The sequence below is a fragment of the Paenibacillus sp. Soil766 genome (genome assembly GCF_001428105.1).
Taxonomy (GTDB): Bacteria; Bacillota; Bacilli; order Paenibacillales; family NBRC-103111; genus Paenibacillus_E.
The window spans coordinates 1-19808 of sequence record NZ_LMSJ01000011.1; the positions used below are offsets into that span (position 1 = coordinate 1).

At 42.5% G+C, this 19808-nt stretch carries 15 protein-coding genes and 1 pseudogene; 15 read left to right on the top strand and 1 reads right to left on the bottom strand.

The features are described 5' to 3' along the window. The first annotated feature begins 342 nt into the window (after window positions 1-342). From ASG89_RS08940 to ASG89_RS08955, 4 genes are all read left to right on the top strand, one after another. Entirely contained in the window at window positions 343-804 is a 462-nt protein-coding gene (locus ASG89_RS08940; protein ID WP_057310244.1) for a MarR family winged helix-turn-helix transcriptional regulator, read from the top strand. A 13-nt stretch (window positions 805-817) separates the two neighbouring features. After that, window positions 818-2068, top strand: coding sequence for an MFS transporter (locus ASG89_RS08945; protein WP_057310245.1), 1251 nt, complete (start codon window positions 818-820; stop codon window positions 2066-2068). 1034 nt (window positions 2069-3102) lie between these two features. Further along, window positions 3103-4776 carry an alpha/beta fold hydrolase gene (locus tag ASG89_RS08950; RefSeq protein WP_057310246.1) on the top strand — a complete coding sequence of 558 codons (1674 nt, stop codon included), beginning with the start codon at window positions 3103-3105 and terminating at the stop codon, window positions 4774-4776. A gap of 968 nt (window positions 4777-5744) precedes the next feature. After that, window positions 5745-6290, top strand: a complete 546-nt coding sequence (locus ASG89_RS08955; RefSeq protein WP_057310247.1) for an ATP-binding protein — start codon at window positions 5745-5747, stop codon at window positions 6288-6290. Between the two features lie 403 nt (window positions 6291-6693). Here the strand turns inward: ASG89_RS08955 and ASG89_RS08960 are convergent, their stop codons facing one another. Continuing rightward, window positions 6694-7731, bottom strand: coding sequence for a LacI family DNA-binding transcriptional regulator (locus ASG89_RS08960; protein WP_057310248.1), 1038 nt, complete (start codon window positions 7729-7731; stop codon window positions 6694-6696). 544 nt (window positions 7732-8275) lie between these two features. On the opposite strand from ASG89_RS08960, the gene ASG89_RS08965 reads away from it, so the two are divergent. The 11 genes and pseudogenes from ASG89_RS08965 (at window position 8276) to ASG89_RS09015 (ending at window position 19799) form a co-directional block, all read left to right on the top strand. Beyond that, window positions 8276-9211, top strand: coding sequence for an ABC transporter permease (locus tag ASG89_RS08965; RefSeq protein ID WP_235549680.1), 936 nt, complete (start codon window positions 8276-8278; stop codon window positions 9209-9211). Window positions 9212-9229: 18 nt separating this feature from the next. Further along, the gene (locus tag ASG89_RS08970; protein ID WP_057310250.1) at window positions 9230-10111 is read left to right on the top strand and encodes a carbohydrate ABC transporter permease; all 882 of its coding nucleotides are present in this window, start codon (window positions 9230-9232) and stop codon (window positions 10109-10111) included. 49 nt (window positions 10112-10160) lie between these two features. Next, window positions 10161-11759 (top strand): ABC transporter substrate-binding protein, encoded by a 1599-nt coding sequence (locus tag ASG89_RS08975; RefSeq protein ID WP_057310251.1) that lies wholly within the window; start codon window positions 10161-10163, stop codon window positions 11757-11759. 76 nt (window positions 11760-11835) lie between these two features. Next, complete coding sequence (locus ASG89_RS08980) at window positions 11836-13326, top strand: glycoside hydrolase family 32 protein (RefSeq protein WP_057310252.1); 1491 nt, start codon at window positions 11836-11838, stop codon at window positions 13324-13326. 51 nt (window positions 13327-13377) lie between these two features. Further along, a pseudogene (locus ASG89_RS08985) lies at window positions 13378-13597 on the top strand (ROK family protein); the annotation flags it as partial. 157 nt (window positions 13598-13754) lie between these two features. Beyond that, window positions 13755-14012 (top strand): Gfo/Idh/MocA family oxidoreductase, encoded by a 258-nt coding sequence (locus ASG89_RS08990; RefSeq protein WP_057310254.1) that lies wholly within the window; start codon window positions 13755-13757, stop codon window positions 14010-14012. A gap of 38 nt (window positions 14013-14050) precedes the next feature. Next, entirely contained in the window at window positions 14051-14428 is a 378-nt protein-coding gene (locus tag ASG89_RS08995) for a hypothetical protein (RefSeq protein WP_057310255.1), read from the top strand. 206 nt (window positions 14429-14634) lie between these two features. Continuing rightward, window positions 14635-15513, top strand: coding sequence for a phosphotransferase (locus tag ASG89_RS09000; protein WP_235549671.1), 879 nt, complete (start codon window positions 14635-14637; stop codon window positions 15511-15513). Between the two features lie 515 nt (window positions 15514-16028). Then, on the top strand, window positions 16029-17492 hold the full coding sequence (locus ASG89_RS09005; RefSeq protein WP_057310257.1) for a glycoside hydrolase family 32 protein: 1464 nt from the start codon (window positions 16029-16031) through the stop codon (window positions 17490-17492). A 12-nt stretch (window positions 17493-17504) separates the two neighbouring features. Then, complete coding sequence (locus ASG89_RS09010; RefSeq protein ID WP_057310258.1) at window positions 17505-18854, top strand: ABC transporter substrate-binding protein; 1350 nt, start codon at window positions 17505-17507, stop codon at window positions 18852-18854. A 66-nt stretch (window positions 18855-18920) separates the two neighbouring features. Then, the gene (locus ASG89_RS09015; protein ID WP_200963448.1) at window positions 18921-19799 is read left to right on the top strand and encodes a carbohydrate ABC transporter permease; all 879 of its coding nucleotides are present in this window, start codon (window positions 18921-18923) and stop codon (window positions 19797-19799) included. Window positions 19800-19808: the final 9 nt, after the last annotated feature.

Sequence of the window (19808 nt, forward strand, 5' to 3'; positions counted from 1 at the left end):
CATGGTTTAATGCGTGCTTAGAAATCAGTTGTTAGACAGTCTGACGTACGGTGGTGTGAGAGGTCGGGGACTAGCCGTCCCCTCCTACTCGATTCAAAACCAATATGTCATCCAACATTGCTTGTTTATCGGGTGACAAATAAGTATTGAAGTGGCCTTTCTATTGCCTACACATTTAGTAATGATATTCTTGTCGCTAGAGCAGGTACATCCTTGTAGTTTACTACTGTTCTTTTGGGAACCGTAAAAAGCATTAGCGAAAATCTGACAAATTCCATTGATTCATGGCAGGAAAGCAGATTTTGATGGCCTTGACAGAATATGTTAGAGGGGGCATCATACATGCCAAACGAATCTCGGATGCTGCCAATCGGATTTGCGATGGGCGTTACATACCGGAAACTGGCGGCTTTGTTTCAGCAAAGGCTGAGCGGGCACGGCATTACGCCCGAGCAGTGGTCTGCGTTGAATCAGATCGATCGCGCTCAAGGTTTGATCCAGCGTGAAATCGCCGAACGAACCGGCAAGGACAAGCCGACGACGACACGGATTTTGGATCATTTGGAGAAGAAGGGGCTTATTTATAAGAAACCGGGAAACCGGGACAGGCGATCATTTCTCGTATATAGCACGGAGCTCGGGCAATCGGTCATCCGCGTAACGACGCCAATCGAAGACAGTGTGACGGCGGAGGTAAAAGCATGCATTTCGGAAGAGGAGTACGAAATCATGATGGAGCTGCTGCTGCGCATTCAACTGCATATCGGTGGGAAACTCGGACATACGGAGCTGATCGAAGACTAATAACATTAGATTAATGCTGATCGGAGATGATAAAGTGCAGCAAGAACAACAACAAACTCCATTATGGACGAGGCAGTTCATCGCTTTGACAACTTGTTTTTTTCTGTTATTCCTAAGTTTGCAAATGCTCCTTTCGTCTTTCCCAGCCTACGTGAAAGATGAATTTCACACGGGAAATATCCAGGCGAGCCTTGTAACGTCAGTATTCGCGCTGGCGGCTATCATATCGCGTTTTGCGACCGCAGCGCTCATGCAATGTGTTTCGCGGATGAAGCTGTTGCTCGCGGGTCTTATTGTTGCTGCGGTAACGACGGCGCTGTACTCTGCGGCAAGCTCTTTTGCCACATTATTGTCGCTACGCATTGGCTACGGCATTGGCTTTGGTATGGCGAGCACGATTCTTCCGACACTGGTATCCCGTATTATCCCGTTGCGCCGAATGGGTGAGGGAATCGGTTATTTCGGGTTGTCGACTAGTCTGGCCATGTCGATTGGTCCGTCCATCGGTTTGAATGTGATGAAACAAGCTGGTTTCTTGCAATTGACGATGATTGGATTGATTACATCCTTGGTTATCTTCCCGGTCTTGTGGCTGTCGCGTGCTAAGCGGGAACAAGCCCCTGTGGAGCAAACGAAGCCTATTCGGCAAGTCGTTCTACCTATAGCCAGTGCTAAACCAGAATTCAACCTAAGACTGCTGTTTCCCGCACTGCTGAACGTATTTCTCTCCATCACGTACAGCGGTCTGCTTAGTTTTCTCGCATTATTTGGCGATTACGTAGATATCAAACAGGTCGGTTTATTCTTCATGTTCAACGCCGTCACGATAATTCTCGTACGTCCGTTTTCGGGGCGCATTTTCGACAGGTTCGGACATGCGGTGGTGCTCATTCCCGCGGGATTGTTCGTCACGGCCAGCATGGCGGTACTGTCGATTACGCATGCGATGCCGATGCTGATAGTGTCCGCGCTGCTATATGGAGTCGGATTCGGCGCCATTCAGCCTACGATTCAAGCCTGGATGCTGCGAATCTCGAAACCGGAGCAGTATGGTATGGCGAACAGTATGTTCTACAATTCAACGGATTTCGGCGTTGCGCTCGGTGCGATTCTGCTTGGTGCCATTTCGACGGTAACCAACTACTCGGTGATGTACAGATACTCGGCGGGAGTAATGGCAGTGTTCGTTCTTTTTGGAGCGCTGCAGCATTTCATGGCGACTAGACGCGTCAAAAGAAGCAATGATATCGTGCTAGGTTCATGAGCGAATGCTGTACAAAAACGGTAGTATCCGCAATCTCATAGACTTCATCTCTCCGTCCACTCAATTTGCGAATTTCAGGAAGGCCAATAGAGCGATTCTATTGTCTGAACGATTCTCGTTAGGGTTTTTCCCTCTTGTAACCAAAAAAAGGTTTGTTAGAAGTACTTCAAAACTTAGTTGTAATTTAGGTTTTCTACTCGAATACACCACTTCAAAACTTAATTTGTAAATCGATTTTATTAGAAAATGGCCTGTTTGTCGAGATTGTATAACACCAAGATCTTTAGGAAATTTGTCCTTGTCCTTAGTCAGCGGTTGCGTTTACTCTATTGGGTGAACGCTTATTTTACTTTAGGGGAATATATGATAAGTAGAGGTAGTGCTATACACAAAACGCAAATGGATAGACTTAGAGGTCAAGGATATGGATGGAAAGGATTATGAGAATTAGGATGAAGACTGGTAGAATACACCATACTCTTTCTAAAGAAGAATGTCGCTATCTAATGGTATTAACCTGGTCAGATAAAGTCGTAGATATTAGAGAACAATACCCACTTTCTTACAACGACCGATTTAAATCAGAATGCTCCTTTTGCTTTTTTGCTACCACAACAGACATATCTTTGAAGTGGAAGTCGGTAAAAGTGGATAATGTCGGTTTAGACCACGACAACCCTGTGAAAACTTTAACTCTTAAGCATTTGTAAATCAAATCATAGTTGACACGGAATGCTATATTTGGAAAATTATATAAGATTGCAATCTTTCGGTAATCATTTTGTAACTTGAATAATGTTAAAAACATTGATATATTTATATTATTAGGTAATTATCTAAATATATAAAAATAATGAGGTGAACAAAACGAACGATGCATTTAAGGCCTTATCCGATGATGCAGCTTGACAGCCTTGAAAAAATGCTCCAGTGGGATCATTTTGATCAGCGAAGTCCCCAAATTACTTAGAACTTTTTCCCGGAATTATCGTAAATTATATTGTGAAAATTTCTCATTTTGGAGGTACATTCTTTTGAAAACGAATTCTACAATTCCCTTAAAAGTGATCTCGGCAATGCTTGCCTTAACCGTCAGTCTCCCGACCGTCTCAAGTGCTGCGTCAAATAAGACGCTGGTGGTAACTCCGGCTTCACATGTCCAAATTGCTGCCGACAGTTCAGCGCAAATCGTACCCTTACGTGCAGTAGTCGAATCGCTCGGTGGAGAAGTGTTGTGGGACGAAACCAGCTCGTCTGTAAGCGTCAAGTATCTCGGACATGCATTATCCTTGAAAATCGGGAGCAATGAAGCCGTAATCGACGGTAAGGTGATTGCATTGCCTTCGGCGGCGCAGATCGTAGAAGAACGCACCAATTTTGCGCTTCGTGCACTCAATGAAGCACTCGGTACCACAATCGGTTGGGATGACCAAGCCCAAGCTATCATCTTTGACAAAACGGATCTTACCGGCAAAGCGACAGCTTTTATTGCCACCGCTTTGGGCTCATCGCCAAACAGTTCGACGCAGTTTTTTAGCGCCAATCTTGGGTCAGTTGCTACGGCAGAGGTTATCAAACAATTTTTCGGAAACGCAACAGGTCAACTTGGAAGATTTAAAGGTGTAACCAAACTCACGACAGACAAAACCATTGTACACGAAAATGTGAGGCTCACACTCACTTTTGAAAAAAGCGAAATACCGTTCGTTCTCAGATTTAATCATGGAGGAGAGATCGATGACTTTTTGCTCGATTCTTCCTCAGCAATGAAGCTAGAAGGTTACAAACTGCCGAGCTATGCGAATTCGGAAACATATAATGAAAAGGAAGTTATGATCGGTGAAGATCGCTGGGCTTTACCTGGCACACTGACGCTGCCGACAGGAAAAGGTCCGCATCCTGTGGTTGTGCTCGTACACGGATCGGGGCCGAATGACCGTGACGAGTGGCTTGGCGCGCTGAAGCCGTTTAGCGATCTTGCAGCAGGCTTGGCTTCACAAGGTATTGCCGTTCTGCGTTACGAAAAACGCAGCCTTGAATATCCGGCGCAGCTCAGTCTTTTGCCATATTTGACGATGAAAGAAGAAGCGCTCGACGATGCGCTTACCGCCGTCAAACAAATGAGCAACACCGAAGGCATCGATCCGAAACAGATTTACGTACTGGGACACAGCCAAGGAGGTTTCATGATGCCGCGTCTTGTGGAAGCGGATAAAGATAAGCAAATTGCAGGTGCTGTACTAATGTCAGCGCCAGGCGGCTCCTTTTTCGACTTATTGGAAAAGCAATTTTCTTATCTCGTAGATCTGAAACAGATGCCCCCCCAAACGTTGGACTTTTATAAAAAGCAGTTTGCCATCTTGAAGGACCCTAACTTGTCCACAGCCAATCCTCCGAAAGAATATTCACTCGGATATTGGTTTATGGACTTACGCAGCTATGAGCCCGCTGAAAAGGCGAAGACTCAGACGGGAAAAATGCTCGTCCTACAGGGAGGGCGCGATTATCAAGTCATGCCGGAACAGCTTGATATCTGGAAGAACAACTTGAAAGATCGGAAAGACGTTACTTATCGCCTGTACCCGAAACTCAATCACTTCTATACCGAAGGCGAGGGAGCCATGAGTACGCCTCAGGAGTACCTCAAGCAGGGTAACATCCCGTTCGAAGTCATCAACGACATCGGCAATTGGGTTAAAAACAAATAAGTTTGCAGAAAAGTAAAAGGAGTTCAAACAAATAAACCATCTGGATTCAATGATATGGCCCCTCTGTTAATGACACTTAAAAAAACTAGTTAATGCCTAAGCAGCTAACAATCGATGATTTCTGTTTTTAAACAGGGGTCATCTTTTTTAATCCATTGATACTGATCATTGTTACGAAATTTTACTTGCCACTCATTGGGATAGTCAATTCTCAATGCTATGTTCAGATAAAGGTGCAATAAAAAGATGATTCTGCAGGTTTGGAAGATGGGACACTTTAGTCCAATCAAGACATAACGGCAGCTGGAAATTAATGGCTACCGTTGTCTATTCAAGTAACGAGTTTACTTAAATACATTAATTGAAAAATAGTTATAAAATTCCATGTTTCAGTTTCATTAATCCATTCAAGATTCGGTCGAAATTGTTACAATTCAAATAAGCATTACAAAAAAAGGGGGAAAAGAGAAGCTTCTTGAGATATGCAAGAAACCTACTTAGTTAATATGCTATCGTTATGAAGGGAAAATATGGAGGGAAATAAAACTATATTCGTGTGCAAGCCAGTTAGCGGAGAGCTAATTGCAGACGGGACAGAATATTAGAGGTAAGAGATTTCTCTGTTGAAGATTTTCCACCGCTTTTAATAAACAACACGAAGACGCTTTAAAAGACTGGCTATCCAATAAATTAGGCAATTTTAGATAGGTTCATTGTAAACTTGGGAATGGAATATCTTCTCCTGGGGTTGTGGGGTATCAAGCGGACGACGCATTGCGCTAACGGGACACGTTACTTTATAAAAAGAGGCTACCGCCGCAATAAGCAGCGGGAGCCTCTTTTTTAACTATCCGGGGCAGGATAATTCAATTGTTCCTCGAATACACTTCGGGATGGAGGAGTTACGAACTTTCTGAATATCCGATATCTGAAAGTACGACCTAAAATATAAAGGAGCGATTAATTATATGAACCGCCTAGTAATTATGACGGTTGGAATAACGCATAGTGGAAAAACTACTTTCGCTAAAGAATTGGAATCTGTCTTACAACAAGCTATAGTCATAGATCAGGATAATCATGCTGAATTTATTAATAGTCATTATAAGAAGCTTCTCCCGATAGAAGGACCTAACACACTAAAATTCTCTATTACCAATGCGATTGTTGAATATGCTGCAGTGCAAAGTAATTTTCACATCATCTTAAGCAATTGTAATCTAAATAAATCAGGACGAACAAATGTACTCAGATATTTTCATGAAAAGGGATTTAAAAGTATTATTGTTTACTTTAATTTATCTATTGAAATACTGAGAGCACGAGTTGAACAAACTCAAAGAAGTAAAGCTATTTTCAGAAGTGCATCGAGCTTTTTAGAAGTGTTGGAGCGACAAGGAAATTCGGGAGTAATACCACCTAGTAAAGACGAAGCTAATTATCTATTTGAAATAAAAGATCCCAATAATATCACAAAAATAATAGAACAAATCAAGCAATCCTTGATCAACTGAAGCATTTAGCATTTCAGGATTAAACTAACTGGGAGCGAAAGTTCAGAAAGTCTTCTGATTTGTAATTCTATTTAATTTGTCAGTAGTATTTCAAATCTAATTTGTTACTCAAACAATTTACCCCAAAATCCATTCCAATACTTTATTTGTCATTCTATTTTCTGTGAAAAGCCAGCAAACCCTTATGTTTGCTGGCTTTCTTCATTTCATAACCAATTTGTCACCCGACAAACAACAATCATGGCTGAATACTTTTGGTCAGTGGCAGTGCGGGTGACTGCACATCAGTCGCTACGTCAATGCCACTGGCTGTTCATCGGACAAGCAGCTTGGCTACAGACAAAACCGCTGCACCATTCATAGGGTGCAGCGGTTTATTGTTTTATGGTTTCATAAATTACGATTAGTCTAACTTACCCGTAGATTCACGAAATATGGGCTTCGTTTGAACGTGAGTAATTTGAGGAGGCTTGAGAGGGTTCCCGACCCTGGATAACAATATTTCAGCAGCCAGAACTCCTATTTCGTCCCTGAATATATGGACGGTTGATAAATGGGGTTCTACGATCTGCGACTCAGGAGAGTTATCAAACCCGCTAATAACAATATCCTCTGGTATTTGTTTATTCTTAATTTTTAATATCCTCATCACGTTAATGGCAATAAAATCATTCGCACAAACAAATGCAGACGGAAGGTTCTTCATGTTATCCAACCGATTTTCAAGCCATTTAGGATCCGCAATATATCGATCTTCTTCAACTATGCAAAATAAAGGGTCGAACTGTAAATGAGAGTCTAGTAATGCTCTGTTAAATCCAACCCATCTTTCATTAAAACTTTTACAATGATTGTAATCGCCAATAAAGCCAACGCTTGCATAACCATTATCGATTAATTTCTTTGTCATATAATAAGAACTTTGTTCGTTTTCCATTAGAATAATATCTGCATGAAGTTCGGGATAAAAGATATCCGCTGTGGAATCTATAAAAATGGATGGAATTCCCAAGGAATTGATTAATTGGGTGTATTTCTTGTCAAATAACTCAATACAAACGATACCATCCACTTTTTTAGTATCGAAATTATTAGGTAATACTAACGAATGAATATCCGATTCCCGAACAATGTGAATGGATAGATTAAAACCTTCGGAACTAATTTTTTTCTCAAGCCCACTTAGTGATGAAGTGCCAAAATGACTATTGCTCGGCATATTTGACGTTAAAAGAGCTATATTGCCCGTATTTTTGGTGGTTAACGTGTCCGTATCGATAAGAGCAAATTGTTTATAATTTAATTCAATCGCACGTTTTAATACCTTATTTCTTGTTTCTGCAGGAATACTTTCACTGCTGTTTAGTGCTTTAGAAACAGTATTTCTGGATAGCCCCAAGGAGTCCGCGATATACTGTATGGTGATTTTTTCTTTACTCATGTGCTTACTCCTTTAACGAACAACTACAGTTCGCATATCAACTGATGAATAGTTTAAATTAAATGTATAATATAATTGTTAAAGTGTCAATTTAAATTGTTACAATTGAACAAATGTAAGGACGGGAAATAGTGCATTTGCAAATTGGCAGTAACTCGACATTTAAACTAATCCATGTATACAAATGCGTAAATTAATTTGTGCAAATGAATACGTGAATCGAGATGAGAAGCTCCAATTATTTCATTTTTTCTTTAAAAGAAGGAGGGAAACTAATAAATATACATAAGTTATTCGATTTTCAGTGAGAATATGCATCATATTTGGTTTGCAAATGAACAAATTATATGAAAAAATTTGTTGACTAAATTTATTATTATGTGTAAATTGTAATTGAGGTCAAGAGGATAAGATGAAAAATGTAAGCCCTTACTATTAAGGCTATGCATGCAAAAGAACACGATTATTGAAAGTGTTTGTGCAATTGAATAATTTATATATGTTTTTAGGGGGGGCAATCATGCAAGAAGTTGCGGAGGTCGACATGAGAGCTGTTAAACAAAGAAGTAATACATTTATAAGTAAAATTGATTTTATGAGGAAAAATCCTTTTCTTTACCTACTGATGGCACCAGCCTTCATCCTGACGATCATATTTAAGTACGTGCCCATGTACGGGGCGGTCATTGCTTTTAAAGACTTTAGTCCGAGCAAAGGGATTTTCGGCAGTGAATGGGTGGGATTAAAGCATTTTACAAAGTTTTTAACCTCACCCAATTTTGAAGTTATTTTCATGAACACGCTGAAACTTAGTGCTTACGGACTCTTACTTGGTTTCCCGGTCCCCATCTTATTAGCGCTTATGCTGAATCAATTGCGTAAAGCTGGTGTTAAAAAAAGGATTCAATTGGTCTTATATGCACCAAACTTTATATCCGTTGTCGTTGTTGTTGGGATGCTATTCGTCTTCTTATCGCCGGTAGGGCCGATTAATAAGATTTTAACCCTGATTACTGGCCATCCTATTAGTTTTATGTCAGACCCGGATTATTTTCGTACGCTTTATATCTTATCTGGCATTTGGCAGGGAGCGGGCTGGTCATCGATTATTTATGTAGCTGCATTAGCCGGCGTTGACCCCGAACTCCATAATGCTGCAACCATTGATGGAGCTAACCTGCTGCAAAGAATTAAACACATCGACTTGCCTACGATTAAACCGGTTATGGCTATCGTTTTCATCTTAGCTGCAGGCGGCATTATGGCAATTGGATTTGAGAAAGCCTATTTGATGCAAACGGCAATGAATGTTCCGACTTCAGAGATCATTCCAACCTATGTGTATAAAATTGGTTTGCAAGCAGGAAATTATGCCTATTCCTCTGCGGTTGGTCTATTTAACTCCGTGATTAATGTCGTTTTACTTATCCTCGTTAATATTGTCGTGAAGAAATTAAATGAAGGTGAAGGCCTCTATTAAAAGAAAAGGAGAAGCCGTATGAATTTTAAGCCTACTAGATTGGACCGTTTTATTCTGGCCATTAATTACATTCTATTGTTCTTTGCTGTATTGATCGTTGTAGTTCCCTTAATTTATGTTGTCGTTGCATCGTTTATGGAGCCGACCGCACTGTTAAATAAAGGAATCTCCTTCCATCTTGCGGATTATAGTATTCAAGGCTATAAAGTCATCTTATCGAATCATGCGATGATCCGGGGATTTGTAAATGCTCTTTTTTACTCCGTCGCATTTTCTTTTGTTACTCTCGTTGTCTCCATTTTTGCCGGCTACCCATTATCGGTTGCTGGTTTCGTAGGTAAAAAGTTTTTTACAATCCTGTTTGTCATCACCATGTTTTTCGGCGGCGGGTTAATTCCAACCTATCTGGTGATAAAAAACTTGGGAATGCTAGATACGGTATGGGCGATCATCCTACCAACGGCTGTAAATGTTTGGAATATTGTTTTGGCGAGGACCTTTTTTAGTGGAATTCCGAATGAATTGAACGAGGCAGCAAAGGTCGATGGCGCATCTGAGGTGCGTATCTTCTTCAAGATTGTTCTCCCTCTATCTAAACCAATTATTTTCGTATTAGCTCTATATGCATTCGTAGGTCAATGGAATTCTTATTTCGACGCGTTAATTTATTTGAAGAGTGCTAATTTGCTGCCTCTACAGTTGGTTTTAAGATCTATCTTAATTCAGAATCAAGTAAATCCTGGCATGATTGCGGACCAATTGGCTATGGCAGAACTGAAACGGTTATCTGAGATTATTAAGTATTCGTCCATTGTTATTTCCAGTCTACCGTTACTTATTATGTATCCTTTTTTCCAAAAGTATTTTGAAAAGGGTGTTTTGGTCGGTTCATTAAAATAATGGATCGGCAAACATATAGGTTTTCCAAAAAAAGAGGAGGGTTATTCTTATGAAACATTCCCAAAAGGCATTATTCATTTCTATGGCGGCATTATTGGCAGTAACGGGGTGCAGCAGCAAAGAATCAGGCCAGCCGGCAGCATCAAATACTGCCCCAGGTACAACAGCGAAACCTGCTTTGAAGTTTATGACACAAAGCTCACCGCTAGCTCCCGAAGATCCTAATAAAAAGGTGATATTCCAACGTCTAGAAGAAAAGACGGGGATACACATTGATTGGGAGAATTATCCTTGGGATTCGTTTGCGGAGAAGAGGAATTTAGCGATTGCCAGCGGTGACCTTCCTGATGCGATTTTCGATGCAGCCTTGGGTGACTACGATTTGCTTAAATTGGCAAAGGACGGAACTATCATTCCGCTCGATGACATTATTGAAAAACAAATGCCGAATTTCAAGAAGGTATTGGAGAAAGCGCCGCAATATAAATCGATGATTACGGCCCCAGATGGCCATATTTATTCATTCCCATGGATTGAGGAGCTGGGCGCGGGTAAGGAAAGTATCCATTCTGTCGACGATTTTCCTTGGATTAACGTGGAATGGCTAAATAAGTTAGGCTTGAAAATGCCTAAAACGACTGAAGAATTAAAACAAGTTTTGATAGCTTTTAAAACAAAAGACCCGAACGGTAATGGGAAAGCGGATGAAATACCAATGTCCTTCATTAATAAAACCGGCGGAGAAGACTTGGCTTTCTTATTCGGCTCCTTTGGTCAGGGTGAAAACTGGGATCACACGGTTGTAAGTGATGATGGAAAAGTTATTTTCACATCCGCTGACAACGGCTTTAAGGAAGGCGTCAAGTACTTAAATGAATTGTATAAAGAAGGTTTAATGGATGTTGAAGCGCCTACGCAGGATTGGAATACCTATCTCGCAAAAGGGAAAGAAAATCGTTACGGTCTATATTTCACATGGGATAAAGGAAATATTACCGGCATGAACGATAAATATGACCTAATGCCTGCGCTTGAAGGGCCGAATGGCTGGAAAAATGTAACGCGAACGAACGGAATGGGACTCGATAGAGGAAGAATGGTTATCACAAAAGCAAATAAAAATATCGAAACGACTGCAAAATGGATTGATTCTCTATACGATCCGACCCAATCCGTACAAAACAACTGGGGCACTTATGGAGATAAAGCGCAGCAAAATATCTTTGAATTCGACGAATCTAAAAAAATGCTGAAACATCTACCGTTGAACGGCATGTCTCCTTGGGAATTGAGACAAAAAACCTTTGTTGGCGGACCATTGGCGATTCTGGATTCTTACTATGGCAATGTTACGACGAAGCCAGACGATGCGGCATGGAGATTGGATCTAATGAAAAAAGTGATGGTCCCGGACATGAAAGCTAAAAATATTTATCCAAAAGTGTTCTTCTCTCTTGAAGAATTGGATCGACTTACTGCGATTGAAACAGATATGTTTGCCTATGTGCTGAGAAAACGGACCGAGTGGATCCAAAATGGGAAAATTGAAGCTGAATGGGCGGGTTATCTAAAAGAATTGGACCGTCTGGGCCTACAAGATTGGTTGAAGATTAAACAAGCAGGTTACGACAGAAACGTAAAAAAATAAGTTTTGTTATAGGACCCGGAGCGGATCGAGTATGAAGGTAACGCTCCGGATTTTAAATATAGAGGGAGTGGAAGAGATGTCAACTGTTATGTATAGAGAAAGGTACCGGCCACAGTTTCATTTTACACCGCCGGCTAAGTGGATGAACGATCCGAATGGAATGGTATATTTCGATGGGGAATATCACTTGTTTTATCAGCATTATCCGGAAGGTACAACTTGGGGACCGATGCATTGGGGTCATGCAATCAGTACGGACTTGACCCATTGGGAGCATCGTTCGATTGCGTTAAAGCCGGATCAAAACGGTTTTATATTTTCCGGAAGCGCAGTAGTGGATTGGGAGGATACCAGCGGATTTTTCTCCGGTAAGCCGGGTTTAGTTGCTATTTTCACCCACGCGGACCATTATCCGGATTCCGATCGTCCGAGACAGAGGCAAAGCCTTGCTTATAGTTTGGATAAAGGCAGAACCTGGGTGATGTATGAGGGGAATCCAGTGTTGTGCAACGAGCAAATAACGGATTTCCGGGATCCTAAAGTTTTCTGGCATGCTACAAAGCAGCAGTGGGTCATGGTGCTTGCAGCGTGTGACCGTGTTCATTTCTATACGTCTGCCAATTTAAAGGAATGGTCTTTTGCAAGTGAGTTCGGTGCCGCAGAAGGCTCGCACGCAGGAGTATGGGAATGCCCAGACTTAATAGAGCTACCGATAAATGGTCATGCTGAAGAAACGAAATGGATACTGATCGTCAGCATTGGAGATCATCCACAGATGGCGGAAGGTTCAAGGACACAATATTTTGTCGGGAGCTTTGACGGAAGTACGTTTACGAACGATGCTTCTCCTGAAACCGTATTATGGTTGGATCACGGAAGAGATAACTATGCCGGTGTAACATGGTCGGATGTTGATAGATCGGATAAAGGAAAGCTGTTTATCGGCTGGATGAGCAATTGGAAGTACGCAAATCTCACTCCGACAAGCAGTTGGAGAAGCGCTATGACGCTGCCACGGGTGCTCTCCCTGAAGAAGGGGCCATCTGGAATTCGTTTGGTACAAAAGCCAGTTACAGATTTGCAAAAGCTTCGGTTAGAAGCGCAGGTTTGGCAAGAGGTTACAGTTAATCCCGGTCAAAATATACTTTCGGACGTGCACTGCGATTTCTATGAGCTCGAATGTGAAATCGATTTGGGTGAAGCATCGGAAGTTGGTTTTAAGCTTCGGAATTCGGAGTGGGAAGAAACCGTAGTCGGCTATAACACCGCCATGCAGACATTGTTTGTTGACCGCTGCAACTCCGGTGAAAGCGGATTTCATGACGCATTTGCATGTAAGCATGATGTACAATTGAAGCTTCAAGATGGACGGCTAAAGCTGCACCTTTTTGTCGATAACTCCTCTATTGAAGTATTTGCAAATGACGGGAAGATCGTGATTACCGATCAAATTTTTCCAGATCCGTCTAGTACAGGTTTGGAACTGTATGTTCTTGATGGAAAGGCTAAGCTCATTTCCCTAGCGCTTCATCCATTGAAATCAATCTATTCAGTTGTGACGGTATAACAAAGTGACGATGATTGTGAGGGAAACGAATTGTTATTAGGTGCTATCGAAGGAATCGGAACCTTCGGCCCGATCGATGTGAACCCGCAGAGCCCGGCTTATGGTTCCGTAACAAGAACTCCAAAGCCGCACTGGAGCGGTTACCGGATCGTGGAGCATTTGAAGCGCAGCATTGGGGGAAGCAACATGGGGGGCTGCATCAGGATTGAACAGCTGCCTGTACATGACGATCGGAACTGGGATCTGTGCGGGTGCAATCCTTGAAGGCAAGCGGCAACGCTGGCCTTTACGGTGCCCTGGCCTTGGCTAAGCAAGCCTTGGATATTTAGAAGTGTGACACCAAGAAAATACCGGAAAGCACCTCCAGCTATTCATCGTAGTGGAGGTATTTTTCCTTTAGATATACAACTATTCGGGAGGATGCGTTAATGAAACTTGGATTCATCGGTTGCGGAGTTATTTCAACTGCACACTTGGAAGGTTTGCAACAATTAAAAAATGAAGGCAAGAAAACGTTTGATATAACCGCTGTTTGCGATCTTAGGCAGGATCGGGCTGAGGCGTTTGCAGTTGAAGTGAAAAGTCGGCTTGGAAAGCGGCCCGAAGTATATACTGATTATCGTAGGATGCTGGAGGAAGGCCGCTTGGATGCAGTATCCGTCCTAGTGGCGAAGATACGTCGGTAACCGTTTTTCGTTTTGAAAACGGTGGATTGGGGCACTGGATGTGCAGTACTGCTGCGCATGGGGAAAGAACAGGCGGGGTGTGGATTTACGGCAGCAAAGGTTGCTTCCGTCCTGGCAAACATGCGGCGTTAGAAGACGGAAGTATTATCCCAATGTCTGAAATCATCGAGCGTTTTGCACCCGATACGGTGCAAAATCCGTTTGCCCATTCTTATGTGGAATTATGGGAGGCGATTACGGATCATAAGGAGCCGATCTCGAGCGGTGAACGGGGGCTTGAAGCCTTATGCGTCGTATTTGCGGCATTGGAGTCAGCTACAATTGGCCAACCGGTTAATGTCCAAGACATCATCAACGGAAAAATGCACGCATATGAAGATTCGGTGATCGAGGAAATGAAATCTTTCAAAAAGTAGCTTTTATAATAAACACATTAATGTGAGCTGCCTGTATATTTCACAGAAATTGTTGGCAAATGGTATGCATATAGAGGAATCAACATAGCTTCAGTTAAGCACAACTACGATATTACAAGTATTCTAAATCTGTGATTAATCGTTAAGAGGCAGTACTGTTTTTTTGTGGCAAGTGAATATTTGATGCGGGGTGAATCTTGTTGAACATGAAAGTTGAAGAGATTATTCGCAAAGTACCAGAGCTAAGCCATGAATTCCTAAGTTTTAATAGTCTTAATGGAGGGCTATGCAACCAAACTTATAAGGTACAAACCAAACAGAGTTCATACGTTCTTCGTATCAATAGCAGGCAAAATGAGTATCTGAACCTGACACGCCGCTCTGAAGTAGAAGTGATGAAGAAGGCAAACCGCGAAGGATTTGCTCCCAGAGTGATTTCTAATAATCATCCGGAACAATTTGTAGTCACGGAATTTATTGAAGGTCGAATGCTTGAAAAAAATGATCTGAAAGACGATAATATCAAAGGAATGATTATGGATCGCTTCAAACGAATACATCGTATGGAAGGTCAAGGTAGAACATGTACGCCTTACGATTTAATTTTTGGATATTTGAAGGGCGCAGATCAGTTTCAAGTCAAGCATCCTGATGGATTAAACAGAATGTTGAGTCAAGTAGAAAAAATCGCGCATAAGAGGAGTGATGACAAAGAATATAATGGAAAATTCTGTCACAATGATTCCTTTTTATGCAATATGATTTTTACAGGTCAACAGTTGCAAATCATTGATTGGGAGTTGTCGGGAGTCGGAGATGTGTTTTTCGAATTGACGCTCATTCCGTTTACAAACCAATTCAGTGAAACAGATGAGCGTGAGTGGTTAAAGTTATACTTCGGATATTTCGAGGAGGAAACATTCCACATTTTTCAGGACATGAAATTCGTGTCGATGGTTCGAGAGGTTGCATGGGGAATGTTTTACAGTGGACTTACCAAAGGGGATAGTAACCATAATTTTGATTATTATAAGTTTGCTGAATATTGCATTCAGCGGATTGAACAAGGGATTTATCAGTTATAATATTAGCAAGCAATCTAGGCGTGTTAATTAACAGAATTATGAATTTTAAGTAAGAGTAATGGTACGACAAATAAACCCTCCACTCTGGTCGCATTATAACCATACTAAATAATCTTTCAGATTCAGTAAAAGATAACTAGGCGTTCACTCTATCAATTGGGTGAACGCTTATTTCATTTTTTCATGCATTAATTCATATATGCGTTACATTGAGGATGAGAGAGTGTATGGCCTTAGTCGTATGGTAGCTCTGTAAGTTATGCCGTTGCTGCGAGACATCGATAGGCCATTAATTATGATGAAGAAATGAAAAAAGAAAAAATAACTTCATTATGGGATCAGGTACTTTGTAACAACAACGAAAAATCCGCTCTCAAACACGCTAAATAAAACACGACTTCGCACCTGTATAGATCAAATCCAAAAATATTGAACATCTAAAAAAAATGTTTGAATTTAAAGCGCTTTCTAAGTCGTTCTATAATAGAATTACAACAACCGAAAGGAGTCGCTACATGTCAAACAGATTTTATAAACCCGATAAAGCTTGGGTAGGAGATTTAATTCCCTTCTACAAGGACGGGACGTTCAGACTGTTCTATCTTCATGATTGGAGAGAGAACAAGCAAATGTACGGAGAAGGCACTTCCTGGTTCGAGCTTCGCTCTAACGATTTCGTTACATATGAAGAGATGGGGGAAAAGTTGAAGCACGGCAGTAATGAAGAGCAGGATATGAATTGCTATACAGGCTCTATCATTGAAGCGAATGGCGAATATCATCTCTTCTATACTGGCAAAAATCTTAATCCAGATTTTTGTGAGGATGGCATACCACTCGAGTGTGTTATGCATGCTGTCAGCAAGGATATGGAGACATGGACGAAACTCCCTGAGGACACGTTCTATTCTGATGGTATTCGGTATGAACGGCATGACTGGAGAGACCCACATGTGATTTGGAACGAAGAAGCAGGGGAATACTGGATGCTGCTTGCTGCCAGACTTAAAGAAGGACTCGCGAGACGAAGAGGCTGCATTGCACTTTGTTCGTCGAATGATCTGAAGTCATGGGAAATTCGCGAGCCTTTCTGGGATCCAAAGTTGTATGTGACCCATGAATGTCCAGATTTATTTCAAATTGGCGAATGGTGGTATCTGGTGTACTCCACGTTCTCGGAACGTTTTGTTACTCATTACCGAATGAGTAAATCCCTTAGCGGTCCTTGGACGGCGCCGAAACACGATGCGTTCGATGGGCGAGCATTCTATGCTGCCAAAACGTGGGGCGATGGAGAAAAACGGTACGCGTTCGGTTGGGTCCCCAGCAAGGAACATGAAAATGATTTTGGCGATTGGCAATGGGCCGGCAATCTAGTTGTACATGAGGTGGTCCAGCAGACTGACGGGACGTTGACGGTCTGCACCCCGGAGGCCTTAGATCAACATTTTGGTAGCCGACAACCTATCCTATATCAGGCGCGGATTGGAAATTGGCATACAATAGACGTTTCCGCATTCGTGGAAGCTGATGAAACATTCGCTTGCATTTCGGCAGGGGCGATGCCTGCCACTTGCAAAATCAAGGCGAATGTGACGTTCACAGACCAGACACGCGGCTGTGGCGTTATGCTAAGAGCAAACTCGAATATGGACGAGTGCTATTACATTCGCATCGAACCGATGCATAACCGGCTCGTATTCGACTTCTGGCCAAGAAGAATTAAGGGAGAAGCTCAATGGCACATTGCGGGAGATAAGCCGTATGCGGTAGAGCTGGAAATACCTATGGATTTACAAGCCGGCATCGCATATGAAATCAAGGTTATCGTCGAAAATTCCGTATGCGTTGTTTATTTGAACAATCAAGTAGCGATGACCACGAGGATTTACAACATGAAAGAAGGCGACTGGGGATTCTTCGTCCAGGAAGGACAAGCCACATTTGAGCAAGTAGAACTATCAGTTCCCAATTCATAAGGAGGTTATCCAATGAAATATTATGCTAAATGGTCCGTGCTTGCCCTTTCGGTTGTGATCTCAACTTCTCTGCTTAGTGCATGCAGTGCCAAACAGAGCGCGGATACGGGAAAAGCGAGTCCGGCCGCTACTGCTGGCAATGCCGCAAAGAAAACGTACAAATGGTTCGTGGGTCGAGGTGTAGACAGTGCTCCGGCCGTTACTGTTAAAGAGATCGCAGATGAATACTCGAAGACGCATCCAGAATTCCAACTCGTTCTTGAAGGGACTGGCGATCGACCGTCTTACTTACAGAAGCTCCATACACTGATCGCGAGTAACGAAATGCCGGATATGTTCGACACGGATTCCGATGCTTACGCAGCGCAGTTGACCAAGCAAGGCAAGCTCGTCGACACGAAACAGATGCTTCAGGAACTAGACAAATATAATGATTTCCGCCCAATTGCGCTTCAATACCAGCAATTTGCGGACGGAAGCATGTACACGCTTCCGCTGGAATTCGGTATTGAGGTATTCTGGTACAACATCAAAATGTTCAAGAACCTCGGTATCACGCCGCCGAAAACATTCGACGAATTCATGAAAGTTGCAGACACGATCAAGAGTAACAAGATTACACCGATTGCAGTCGACGGGAAGGATAAATGGCCGGTTCTGCGCTACTTGGCCTTCAAACCATTCCGCATGACGGGCAACGATTTCATCGAGAATGTAAAACAAGGAAAAGCGTCGTTCAAAGATCCTGCCGGAATGGAAGCGATTAACTTTGTCCATGATCTAGGTTCGAAGGGATACTTCCAACAAGGATTCTCTACGACGGATTACACGGCGGCACGGGACTTGTTCCTGGCAGGCAAAACGGGAATCTACTACATGGGTTCCTGGGAAACGATGAATTTCGCCAATGACAAAATTAGCCCGGAGATGAAAGACAATATCGGGTACTTCCTGATGCCGACTATGGATAGCGCTAGAACAGCTTCGAACGATTATTTCATTAACTCGGGTATCGGTCTCGCTTTCAACAAGAATACCTTCGACGATAATATGAAGGGATTCGTGAAGTATTTGCTGGATAAATATCCGGAGGCTTATACGAAGAAAGGACAATTCTCCCCATTCAAGTATTCGCTGGCCAAAATGGACGGTATGCCGGATATATTCTACAAAATCCAGGACGAAATCTCGAAATCGGGTACTGTATTCGCTGTACCGTGGGATACTAGACTCGACCCTGCGACGAACGAAACGCTGGGCAATGAACTGAATGCCTTGGGCATGGGTGCTATCGATCCGAAGGATTTTGCTCGTGAGATGGACGATGCCATTAAAGAAAACGCGCCGAAATATTTCAAATAGCAATTGGCCAACCGGGATCTCCCGGTTGGCTCCATTCAAGATTTTCGATAAGGAATGAGTGAGGGCATGGAAAAAATACTTCGAGATCGGAAAGCCATACTTGTCTTCTTACTTCCAACGCTTGTTGTGTATTTGTTTACCGTAATGGCCCCCATCCTATGGTCCATTTATTATAGCTTCTTCTCATGGGATGGGGTCGCTCCAATGAAGTATATTGGATTGGATAATTACGTCAGAATGCTGACTCGCGACAAAACGTTTTGGAAAGCTTTTGAGAACAACATGGTGTACGTCGTTATTATCGTATTTATGCAAGTTTGCCTTGGACTGCTCGTTGCGATGCTGTTGACCAACATTCGTAAGGGTAGAGAGCTGTTCAAGACACTTTATTTCACACCTGCTATTATTACATCCGTCGCGATCTCCCAGTTGTTCCAAAACGTGTTCTCGTTCGAACCGATCGGCTTGCTGAATTATGTCCTTCAAAAGATCGGCTTGGAAGCGTGGAATCGGCCGTGGCTGGCAGATTTGAAATTGGCGCTCGTCGCCGTGTCGGTACCGGAAGGCTGGAGATTTATCGGACTGTATATGATTATCCTGTACACAGCCCTGATTTCGATCCCTTCGGATATTGAAGAGGCGGCGCGCATTGACGGGGCTTCCAAGTGGAGTATGTTCTATCGCATCAAATTCCCGATGATCAAGCCGGTATTGATGGTATCGATTATAATGGCGACGACTGGTGCGCTCAAAGGCTTTGACATTCCGTTCCTATTGACGAACGGGGGACCCGGACGGGCGACAGAGCTTCTTCCTACCTACATGTACAAAACGGCGTTCTCCAGCTTAAACTATGGGTACGGGAGCGCGATGGCAGTGTTTATCGTAATTGAAAGTTTGATCGCAGTCGCTTTTATCCGCAAAATGATGGATGAAAAATCGTAAGGAGACAAA